Here is an 11,143-nt window from a genome sequence, read left to right on the forward strand (position 1 = left end):
CAACGACCTGGTGCTGACGCTGGCCAATGGCACGGACAAGGTGACGGTGAAGAACTGGTTCACCGGTCAGGAGAACTGGCTGGAAGAGGTGGTGTTCGCCGACGGCACGGTGTGGACGGGTTTCGATGTCACCTACAACCGTGCGCTGGCCGGGACCAATGCGAACGACACGCTGGCGACCGTATACGGTACCGACGGCGTGCTGCACGGCGGCAACGGTAACGACACGCTGACCGGCAACAATGGCAATGACACGCTGTACGGCGATGCCGGCAACGACGTGCTGAATGGCGGCACCGGCATCAACCTGCTGTACGGTGGCGCCGGCGACGACACCTTGACCGCGGACTACTACGGCGGCGTGGGCAACTCGTTCGAAGGTGGCACCGGCAACGACACGATCACCGGCACGTGGTACGCGGACAAATACGTGTTCAACCTGGGCGATGGCCAGGACGTGATCACCGATAACGGCTACGTCTCGACCTCGACGACCTACAAGGACGTCCTGCAATTCGGCACTGGCATCACCAAGGACGATCTCTGGTTCCACCGCGTCGGCAACGACATGGTGTTGTCCGCGATCAATGGAACGGATGCGGTGACGGTGAAGGACTGGTACGTCAGTGCGGAGCGGAAGATCGAGAGCACCGTGTTTGCCAACGGAACGACTCTGACCTCGAGTCAGGTCGAAGCCCTCGTGGATGCCATGGCGAGCTATTCGCCTCCGGCTTCCCAGTCCAGCCATGGCAGTGTCAACGAGAGCTCCATGCTGACGCTGAGCCAACCCGCCTGACCGGCGACGCCCTGGGCCGATGCATTGTCGGCCTAGGGCAACTCTTCCAATCGGACAACGGCGCGATCCTCGGATCGCGCCGTTTGTTTTTGGCGCGGATCGTTCAGACCAGTTCCAGGTCTTCTTCCTCGCGGTCGTCAGCGTCGTTCGTCGCCGCGACGGCGGCGCGCTTCTTCTTCGTCCGCTCCCCGGTGGCTTCGCGGGTCCGTTCCTGCTGCAGCTCCTGCTGACGCTTGAAGATCGGGCACAGCTCTTCCATGTAGTTGGCGTCGAAGTTCAGGCGCTCGACCAGGAAGTCCACGAACGCGCGCACCTTGGGTGATTGCGTCATGCCGCGCGGGAACACCGCGTTGAATTCGTACTCCGGCCCAGTCCAGCCGGCAAGCACGCGCTGCACGAAGCCGTGCTCTGCAAGCGGCTTCATCATCACGTCCGCGGCCAACATCAGGCCTTCGCCACACAGCAACGCGCCCTTGATCGCGCCGTAGTCGTTGGCGACGAAGACGGGATCGATGCGGTAGTCGGCGGAACGCTCGCCATCGCTCAGCGTCCAGGCGAAACCGTTGCCGTTGCGCCGCGCCTTGTGCATCGCCAGCGTGGAGTGATGCACGAGGTCGTCGGGATGCAGCGGCTCGCCATGGCGCTTGATGTATTCGGGGCTGGCGAAGATCTGGGTGCGGAATGTCGCGAGGCGGCGCGCAACGAGGTTGGAGTCGGGCAGGTTGCCGACGCGCAGGGCGACGTCGATTTCCTTGTCGATCAGATCCAGTGGTTCGTTGCTGAGCAGCATTTCCACGCGCACTTCAGGATGACGTGTGCGGAATTCGCCCAGCAACGGCGCGATCTTGTCGATGCCGAGCGAGTAGGGCGCGGTGAAACGCAGCCAGCCGCGCGGGCCGCTCTGCAGCTGGCCTACGGCGCTCTCGGCTTCGTCCAGTTCGCGCGCGATGCGCTGGCAGTGTTCGAAGTAGATGTTGCCGGCTTCGGTCAGGCCGAGCTTGCGCGTGGTGCGATGCAGGAGCTGCGCGCCCAGGCGCGTTTCGAGTTCCTGCACCTTGCGGCTGACCGTGGTCTTGGGAAGGCGCAGCGAGCGCGCCGCGGAAATGAAGCTGCCGTGTTCGACCACCTTGACGAAGATCAGGGTGTCGTTGAGATCGCGGTTCATGGATGGGGCCTGCTAAGGCCTTGAATGGGCGCTGCTGCACTCCCGCGGGAAGGGTGAGGCTGCCGCAGGTGCGTCCATGGAAGGCGGGTGGGGAAGGAAACGCCTTGAACTACCGATTGGACCGATTTCGGGACAATTATTCCCTTAATCAACGGCTAATCAAGTGCCATCCACGGGACTAATGTGCACGCCAGTCCCCCGGTGTTGCAGCCATGTTGTCCTCGCCCCGCGCACGATTCGCCTACGTACTGACCATGCTGGCAGCTTTCGCCGGCGTGCTTGGGCTGGCCGTAATCGCCCTCAAGCAGGCCATTTCCGCCGGAACGGCCGAGGGTTTGATGATGGCCGGGGTCCTGGCGGTGGTCGTTGGCCTGCCGCTCGCCTTGGTGCTGCTGCCTGTGGCCAGCTGGGTGCAGCAGCGCGCCCATCGTTACATCATCGTCCCGAATACGGGAGAAAACGTCCCGGGAGCGGAACAATGAAACCCGCGGTCCTGATTCTTGGCGCAACTGGGACAGTCGGTCGCGGAATCGTCCAGGCCGTCGTCGAAGCCGGCTGGCCGGTGGTGGCCGTGGCACGGGAAGCGAAGGCCCTCGAGCAACTGCGGCTCCAGTACCCCCAAGCCCAGCTGCGGACTCTGGTGGGCTCCGTGGCCGACGACACGAATGCAGCGGCCCTCGTGACCGAGCTGCGCAAGCTCACGCTGCCTTTCCTGGGGGTGGTTGCCGCGCTCGGTACGGGTAGCGAACGCGGGCGCTTGATGGACCAGGATTCCTCGCGACTACGCGACAGTTTTGACGAGGCCGTGGTGCCGCACCTGGTAGCCGCACGCCATTTGCTTCCATGGCTTGCTGAAACCGGGCGCAACTGCGGCTATGTCGTGATCGGTGGGCCCGGTGGCCGTTACCCCTGGGCGGGGTACGGCCACCGTTCGATCGCGGCTGCCGCGTTGCAGATGCTCGCACGGGTGTTGCACAGCGAAGCCCGGCAATTCTCGGTGCGCCTGCAGCTACTGGAGGTCGAATCTCCGGTGCGCACCGACGCCAACGAGAAGCACGCGTGCCAGCAATGGCCCTGCGTCAGTCATATCGGTCGCAAGGCATTGGGCCTGCTGAAACACCGCAACGACGCGCACTGCACCGAAGCCGTCGTCGATTACCGCAGTGAGGCTTGTACCGGGCAATCCGAATCCAGCGAAGCCGCTCTGCAATCCGAACGGCCGGTCGAATTCACCCCCACTCATTCGTCGCCTTCAGCAGAAGACGAATCTGCAGGCGCGACACCGCAAGAAATGGATAGCGACGCCTCGCTGCTGCCAGCACGCTGTCTGCAGGACGTCCGCAAGCTGCTCGACGCCTTTACTCCATCCAAAAACGCCACGAAGAAGAAGCAGGAGCGCACCAAATGAGCCGCAGGAAATTCTCCCGTTCAGGACTGTTCCGGCCAGCAGCCGGATTGACATGGCTGGCCCTCGCGGCCGGCGTCACCATCGTTCTCGCGCTGGTCGGCTGCGGCAGCCAGGCCGCGCCCAATGCCGGCATGCCGCCCCCGCCGGAAGTCAGCGTCGCCAACGTGCTGTCCAAGCCTGTGCACCAGTGGGACGAATTCACCGGCCGCGTAGCGGCGGTGGAAACCGTCGAGCTGCGGCCGCGCGTCAGTGGTTACGTGCAACGCGTGGCGTATGCGGAAGGAGAGGAGGTCCATAAGGGCGACCTGCTCTTCGTGATCGATCCACGCCCGTACCGTGCCGCGTTGGACCGGGCGCAGGCCGAACTCGAACGTGCCCGTGCCGACTCTCGCCTGGCCCAGGCGCAGGACGCCCGTGCGCAGACGCTGATCGAAGCCAAGGCGATCTCGCGCGAGGAGTTCGAACAGCGTAAGGCGAACACGTCCGGCACGAACGCTTCCGTTCGTGCTGCCGAAGCTGCCGTCGCCGCCGCGCAACTCGATCTGCAGTTCACCCAGGTGCGTTCGCCGATCGAAGGTCGCGCCGGCCGTGCGCTGGTGACCGAAGGCAATCTTGCCCAGGCCGACAGCACGCTGCTGACCACGGTGGTGTCGCAGGATCCGATGTACGTCTACTTCGAAAGCGACGAGCAGAGCTTCCTGCGTTATGCCGAACTCGCGCGTAAGGGCGAGCGCAGCGACACCAGGAACCCAGTGCGCGTGGGCCTGGCCAGCGAAACCGGCTATCCGCACGAAGGCACGGTCGATTTCGTCGACAACCAGGTGGATCCCAAGACCGGCACCATTCGCGCACGCGCCGTGTTGAAGAACCCCGATCGTCAGTTCACCCCGGGTTTGTTCGCCCGCGTGCAGCTGCAGGGCAGTGGCCGGTTCAACGCGCTACTGATCGACGACAAGGCCGTGCTCACCGACCAGGATCGCAAGTACGTCTACGTGCTTGGGCCGAAGAACGCAGCAGTGCGCAAGGACGTGGTGCTCGGTCGCAACATCGATGGTCTGCGCGTAGTCCAGTCGGGTCTGACACAGGCCGACAAGGTGATCGTGCACGGCGTGCAGAAGGTGTTCTTCCCGGGCATGCCGGTGGCGCCGAAGCTGATCGCGATGGGTGCTCCGCCGTCGTCGCCCGCAGGTGCCGCTGGCGCGAAGTAAGTGCTGTCGGGGTCAGTCATCGGTTTCGACTGACTCGTAGTTCGCAGGCCGCCGATCCTCCCCGCGGATCTTTCCCCTGAGATCCAATCCCTCCCCCTGCGCGGGGAGGGTCGGGCCGGCCATTTGCTTTAGCTCCCTCCCTTTCGCCGAAGGCGAAGGGGAGGGTTGGGGAGGGTGCTTTTGCTGTTGCTGTTGAGTTCGATGAAGAGCAACAGCAAAAGCACCCCCTCCCGACCTCCCCCTGTGCTGCGCACAAGGGGAGGGGCAAAGCCCTTCATTCCTGCTTTGCAGTCCAAAAGGAATCCACATGGACTTCTCCAAATTCTTCATCGACCGGCCAATCTTCGCCGCGGTGTTGTCGATCGTGATCTTCGCCGCCGGCCTGATCGCGATCCCGCTGCTGCCGATCGGCGAATACCCGGAAGTGGTGCCGCCCTCGGTGGTGGTGTACACGGTCTATCCGGGCGCCAATCCCAAGGTCATCGCCGAAACCGTCGCCACGCCGCTGGAGGAATCGATCCGCGGTGTCGAAGGCATGATGTACATGAAGTCGGTCGCCAGCTCCGATGGCTCGCTACTGACCACGGTGACCTTCAACGCCGACGTCGACCCCGACGAGGCGACCGTGCGCGTGCAGAACCGCGTAAGCCAGGCGCTCGCGCGACTGCCTGAGGATGTGCGCCGGCAGGGCGTCACCACGCAGAAGACGTCGCCCGTGTTCCTGATGGTCGTGCATCTGACCTCGCCCAACGGCAAATACGACACCCTGTACCTGCGCAACTACCTGCGCCTGCACGTCAAGGACCAGTTGGCGAGCATTCCCGGGGTGGGCGATGCACGGGCGTTCGGCGGTGGCGATTACGCGATGCGCGTCTGGCTCGATCCGGACAAGGTCGCCTCACGCGGCCTTACAGCCGGTGACGTGGTGAATGCGATCCGCGAGCAGAACATGCAGGTGTCCGCCGGTCAGCTCGGTGCCGAACCGATGCCGAACGGCAGCGACTTCCTGACGCTGATCAATGCCAAGGGCCGGCTGAGCACGACCGAGGAATTCGGCAATGTCGTGATCAAGTCCGGCGCGGAAGGCGAAGTCGTGCGCCTGTCGGACGTGGCCCGCATCGAACTGGCCGCGGGCGACTACAGCATGCGCGCCCGTCTCGACGGCGAGAACGCGGCGGCGATCGGCATCTTCCAGGCCCCGGGCGCCAACGCGCTACAGATCCGTGACGAAGTCATCCGTCGCATGGATGAAATGTCCAAAAGCTTCCCGCCGGGCATGGAATACAAGTCGGTCTACGACACCACGATCTTCGTTCGCGATTCGATCAAGGCCGTCGTGACCACGCTGCTGGAAGCGACCTTGCTGGTCGTGCTGGTGGTCATTCTGTTCCTGCAGACCTGGCGCGCTTCGGTCATTCCGCTGATCGCGGTACCCGTGTCGGTCATCGGTACCTTTGCGGCGCTGTACCTGCTCGGCTTCTCGATCAACACGCTGACGCTGTTCGGTCTGGTGCTGGCGATCGGCATCGTGGTGGATGACGCGATCGTGGTGGTGGAGAACGTCGAGCGCCATATCGAAGACGGTGCCACACCGTTGCATGCCGCGCATCTGGCGATGAAGGAAGTTTCCGGCCCGATCATCGCGATTGCGCTGGTGCTGTGCGCGGTGTTCGTACCGATGGCATTTCTGTCGGGCGTGACCGGTCAGTTCTACAAGCAGTTCGCGGTGACCATCGCGATCTCGACGGTGATCTCGGCGATCAACTCGCTGACGCTGTCGCCGGCATTGGCTGCGCGCCTGCTCAAGCCGCATGGCGCGGCCAAGGATGCGCCGTCGCGTCTGATCGATCGCCTGTTCGGCTGGATCTTCCGTCCGTTCAACCGCTTCTTCACCAAGAATGCCGAGCGTTACCAGCATGGCGTGTCGAAGGCGCTGGGCCGTCGCGGTGCCGTGTTCGTGGTCTACGCGGTCTTGTTGCTGGCCACGGGGCTGATGTTCCAGATCGTGCCGAAGGGCTTCATCCCGGTGCAGGACAAGTCCTACATCATCGCGGGCATCAAGATGCCGGAAGGTTCCTCGATCGAGCGTACGGATGCAGCGCTGAAGAAGATCGGCCAGATCGCGATGAGCATCGAAGGCACGCAGAACGACGTCGCCTTCCCGGGCTTCAATCCGCTGCAGTTCATCAACACGCCCAACTACGGCGTGACCTTCATCAACCTCAAGCCTTTCGGCCAGCGTCATCGCACTGCGAAGGAGATCAGCGATGAGCTCAACATGAAGATCCAGGGCGTCCAGGAAGGTTTCGCGTTCGCGCTGATGCCGCCGCCGATCCAGGGTCTTGGTAATGGTTCGGGCTATTCGTTCTTCATCGAGGACCGCGGCAATCTCGGCTACGGCGCATTGCAGAGCGCGGTGCAGGCCTTCCAGGGCGCGGGTTCGCAGACGCCGGGTCTCGGCTTCCCGAACAGCAGCTACCAGGCCAACGTGCCGCAGCTCGATGCCGAAGTGGATCGCGTCAAGGCCAAGGCCCAGGGCGTGCCGCTGACGGAATTGTTCGGCACGTTGCAGACCTACCTGGGCTCGGCCTACGTCAACGACTTCAACATGTTCGGCCGCACCTGGCAGGTGATCGCGCAGGCCGATGGCCAGTACCGCGACAGCGTCGAAGACATCGCCAACCTGCGTACCCGCAACGTCAACGGCGAGATGGTGCCGATCGGCAGCATGGTGAAGGTTACCCAGACCTTCGGTCCTGACCCGGTGATCCGCTACAACGGCTATCCGGCGGCCGATATCCTCGGCGAAGCCGACCCGCGTGTGCTGTCGTCCGCGCAGGCGATGGAGAAGCTGGAGGAGCTGTCGAAGCAGGTATTGCCGAATGGCATGGGCATCGAATGGACCGATCTGAGCTATCAGCAGTCGTCGCAGGGTAATGCCGCGCTGGTGGTGTTCCCGCTAGCGGTACTGCTGGCATTCCTGGTGCTGGCCGCGCTGTACGAAAGCTGGACGCTGCCGCTTGCGGTGATCCTGATCGTGCCGATCGTGATGCTGTCCGCGCTGCTCGGCGTGTGGCTGACCGGCGACAACAACGTCTTCGTGCAAGTCGGCTTGGTGGTGCTGATGGGCCTGGCGTGCAAGAACGCGATCCTGATCGTCGAGTTCGCCCGTGAGCTGGAAATGCAGGGCAAGGGCATCGTCGAAGCGGCGCTGGAAGCCTGCCGCCTGCGTCTGCGCCCGATCGTGATGACTTCGATCGCGTTCATCGCCGGCACCGTGCCGCTGGTGCTGTCGCATGGCGCCGGTGCGGAAGTCCGCTCGGTCACCGGCATCACCGTGTTCTCCGGAATGCTCGGCGTGACGCTGTTCGGTCTGTTCCTCACCCCGGTGTTCTACGTCGCGCTGCGCAAGCTCGCCGGCAAGGAACTGGTGCGTCACGACGAACCGAAGTCGCTGGCGGCCCATTCGATCACCGCATCGTCCGTGCTGTAACAGACAAACCCGTCGGGCGGGCTCCGGCCCGCTTCGCGGAAATTCACGGCGGGCCTCGGCCCGCCCTAAGCAGGAATTCCCCCATGTCTTCCCAGAACGTTTCCAAGATTGCCCTCGTCACCGGCGCCACCCGCGGTATCGGTCTTGAAACTGTGCGTCAGCTCGCTAGCAATGGCGTGCACGTGCTGCTCGCCGGCCGCGATCGCGCCAAGGCGGTCGAAGCCTCGCTGAAGCTGCAATCGGAAGGATTGTCGGTCGAAGCCATCGCGCTCGACGTCACCCGCCCCGAAACGATCCTTGCCGCCGCGAAGGAAGTCGCGAACAAGCACGGAAAGCTCGACATCCTCGTCAACAACGCCGGTGTCTTTCGCGACGACGTACAGCTCAAGCCCTCGGAACAATCGCTCGACACCTGGCGCGAAACCTTCGACACCAACGTGTTCGGCGTGATTGCGACCACGCAGACCTTCCTGCCGCTGCTCAAGCTCGCGCCGTCCGCCCGTATCGTCAACGTATCGAGCCTGCTCGGCTCGGTCGCTGCCAATGCCGATCCGGCGTCGCCGATCTATGACTTCAAGGTGCCGGCCTACAACGTCTCCAAGAGTGCGGTGAACGCGTGGACCGTGCAGCTCGCGCACGAACTGCGCGACACCAACATCAAGGTCAATGCCGTGCACCCGGGTTCGGTCAAGACCGACATGAACTCGCAGGGCGAGATCGAAGTCGCCGACGGCGCCAAGACCAGCGTGCGCATGGCCCTGCTCGATGACGCCGGCCCGAACGGCGGCTTCGTCTACTTCGAGGACACGCTGCCATGGTGAACATGCCGTTGAAGTTCCGTTCGCTGGTCATCGGTATCGCCTCGGCGATGCTGGCGGCATGCGCGGTCGGACCGGATTTCGTCCGGCCCGACATGCCGGTGCCGGAACAGTTCACGCAGGTGGCGGCTTCATCGGTCGAAGGCGGTGCGACCGCGGCCCAGAGCGGCAGCTTCGTACTCACTACCGACAGCGAGTTCTGGCGTGGCTTCAATGATCCGTTGCTGACGCGGCTGGTCGAGGACGCGCTGAAGGCAAATCACGATCTGCGTATCGCACTGGCGAACTACGATCGCGCCAATGCGCTGCTGCGTGGCGCGAAGTTCGACTATTTCCCCACGATTACCGGTCATGCCGAAGCGTCGGACGGACGGGCCAGTACCGACCAGGCGCCGGGCGTGTCCCGTGCCGACCGCGACGCCGAGAGCTACAGCGCCAACGCTCAGGTGTCGTGGGAGCTGGATCTGTTCGGTCGCGTGCGCCGTGGCGTGGAAGCCTCGCGCGCGGGAGCGGCGGCGTCGGCGGCCGACCTGCAGGCGATGCAGGTGACGATCGTTGGCGAGGTCGCGCGCAGTTATGTTGATCTGCGGGGCCTGCAGGAACGGCTGCGCGTCGCACGTGAGAACTCGGACAACCAGCAGGAAACGCTACGGTTGGTCGACGCCCGCTTCAACGCGGGGCGCGGCACCGAGTTTGATACGTCGCGCGCACGTGCGCAGCTGGAAGCCACGCGTTCACGCGTGCCAGCGTTGGAGGCGCAAGTTGCGGTGACGATGCATCGCATCGCCGTGTTGACCGGCCGCACGCCGGATGCGCTGGTCGCCGAGCTGGAACCGCAGCAAGCCTTGCCGCCGCTGCCGGCGCGGATCGACCCGGCGGCACCGGGTGATCTGCTTCGCCAACGCCCGGATGTCGCAGCGGCGGAGCAGCGCCTGCATGCGGCGACGGCGCGGATCGGTGTAGCTACGGCCGATCTGTTCCCGCGCTTCACCCTGGGTGGATTGATCGGTTCGCAGGCGGTCGACAGCAGTGCGCTGTTCGAACGTGACAGCGAGACGCGGCTGGTGGCGCTGGGCATCGACTGGTCGTTCCTCGACATCGGCCGGGTGCGTGCGCGCATCAAGGCTGCGGATGCGGACGCTGAGGGTGAGCTGGCGCGATACGAGCAAACCGTGTTGCTGGCACTGGAAGACACCGAGAACGCGCTGGTGCGTCATGCGCGTGCGCGTGTGGAAGACCAGCACCTGGAGCAGGCGGCGCTCGACAGTGCGAAGGCTGCGCAGCTGGCACGCGTGCGGTTCGAGGCGGGTGCGGCGGATCTTTTCGAAGTGCTCGATGCCGAACGCACGCAGTTGCAGGCGCAGGATGCGTTTGCCGACGGTCGCACGCGCAGCGTCAACAGCGCGGTTGCGTTGTACAAGGCGCTCGCGGGTGGTTGGCCTGAGCGGATGCCGGAGCGGAAGAAGGTGGCGGGGCGGTAGACCTGCCCGCGAGCGGGCTTGTCCTTCTCCCCGCAAGGCGGGGAGAAGGTGCCCAACGGGCGGATGAGGGGCGCTGTTGCTTCGCCTACGCCCCCTCACCCTGCGTTGCTTCGCAACGCTGTCCCTCGCTGAGCCCCCGGCCCTTGCGCGTAGCGCAAGGGCGTTCAGTCAGGCGTGCGCCAGTGGCGCACAAACGCCCGCCTTCACCCCGCAAGCGGGGCGAGGGGCGAGAATCGCGATGGCTAGCGACGACCAATGGAGAGAAACATGCACACCGGAAGCTGTCTTTGCGGCAGCGTGCGTTACGAAATCCGCGGCGACATCGGCGCCGGCTTCTATTGCCATTGCACCCGCTGCCGCAAAGCAGGCGGTTCGGCCTTCGCATCGAATTCGGTCGTCGAGATCCAAGACTTCGTCGTGACGGCAGGCGCGGACACGCTGAAGACCTTCACCGCCGAATCCGGCCTGCACCGCTCGTTCTGCGGCAACTGCGGCTCGCCGATCATCAGCCGTCGCGAGGGCGTCCCACAGGTGCGTGTGCGCCTGGGCACCCTTGATACGCCCTTGGGGCAAGGGCCCCACGCGCATATCTACGTGGACTCGAAGGCGGACTGGTGGGAGATCCACGACGAACTCCCGCAGCACGCGGAAGCGCCCCCGAGACCCGGGAAATAGGGCTCGGAGCTTGTGGCCGGGGGCAGGCGAGTTGACTTGCCCCGCACCGTCGCCAACCATTAGCGCCTGTCGCGGCTTCCGTCGCGGCGCTTCTCGACA

The 11,143-nt window shown here is 64.4% G+C and carries 9 protein-coding genes; 8 read left to right on the forward strand and 1 reads right to left on the reverse strand.

Annotation, left to right across the window (positions count from 1 at the left end; all coding sequences use genetic code 11):
• The coding region (locus ACYVGK_RS10635) for a calcium-binding protein (RefSeq protein ID WP_460733497.1) at positions 1-796 on the forward strand (796 nt) is incomplete at its 5' end.
• A gap of 103 nt (positions 797-899) precedes the next feature.
• On the opposite strand, the gene ACYVGK_RS10640 is transcribed toward ACYVGK_RS10635, so the two are convergent.
• Entirely contained in the window at positions 900-1,961 is a 1,062-nt protein-coding gene (locus ACYVGK_RS10640; protein ID WP_460733499.1) for a LysR family transcriptional regulator, read from the reverse strand.
• A gap of 212 nt (positions 1,962-2,173) precedes the next feature.
• Here ACYVGK_RS10640 and ACYVGK_RS10645 point away from each other — a divergent pair, with 212 nt between their 5' ends.
• The 7 genes from ACYVGK_RS10645 (at position 2,174) to ACYVGK_RS10675 (ending at position 11,044) form a co-directional block, all read left to right on the forward strand.
• Positions 2,174-2,443 (forward strand): hypothetical protein, encoded by a 270-nt coding sequence (locus ACYVGK_RS10645; protein ID WP_460733501.1) that lies wholly within the window; start codon positions 2,174-2,176, stop codon positions 2,441-2,443.
• Positions 2,440-3,369, forward strand: coding sequence for an SDR family NAD(P)-dependent oxidoreductase (locus ACYVGK_RS10650; RefSeq protein ID WP_460733503.1), 930 nt, complete (start codon positions 2,440-2,442; stop codon positions 3,367-3,369). The genes ACYVGK_RS10645 and ACYVGK_RS10650 overlap by 4 nt, the downstream gene beginning before the upstream one ends.
• The gene (locus ACYVGK_RS10655) at positions 3,366-4,577 is read left to right on the forward strand and encodes an efflux RND transporter periplasmic adaptor subunit (RefSeq protein WP_460733505.1); all 1,212 of its coding nucleotides are present in this window, start codon (positions 3,366-3,368) and stop codon (positions 4,575-4,577) included. The genes ACYVGK_RS10650 and ACYVGK_RS10655 overlap by 4 nt, the downstream gene beginning before the upstream one ends.
• A gap of 307 nt (positions 4,578-4,884) precedes the next feature.
• Positions 4,885-8,070 carry an efflux RND transporter permease subunit gene (locus tag ACYVGK_RS10660; RefSeq protein WP_460733508.1) on the forward strand — a complete coding sequence of 1,062 codons (3,186 nt, stop codon included), beginning with the start codon at positions 4,885-4,887 and terminating at the stop codon, positions 8,068-8,070.
• Between the two features lie 83 nt (positions 8,071-8,153).
• Positions 8,154-8,891, forward strand: a complete 738-nt coding sequence (locus ACYVGK_RS10665; protein WP_460733510.1) for an SDR family oxidoreductase — start codon at positions 8,154-8,156, stop codon at positions 8,889-8,891.
• 2 nt (positions 8,892-8,893) lie between these two features.
• Positions 8,894-10,369 carry an efflux transporter outer membrane subunit gene (locus ACYVGK_RS10670; protein WP_460733512.1) on the forward strand — a complete coding sequence of 492 codons (1,476 nt, stop codon included), beginning with the start codon at positions 8,894-8,896 and terminating at the stop codon, positions 10,367-10,369.
• A gap of 267 nt (positions 10,370-10,636) precedes the next feature.
• The gene (locus tag ACYVGK_RS10675) at positions 10,637-11,044 is read left to right on the forward strand and encodes a GFA family protein (RefSeq protein WP_460733514.1); all 408 of its coding nucleotides are present in this window, start codon (positions 10,637-10,639) and stop codon (positions 11,042-11,044) included.
• Positions 11,045-11,143 lie beyond the last annotated feature (99 nt).

This window comes from Lysobacter tyrosinilyticus, assembly GCF_054779815.1.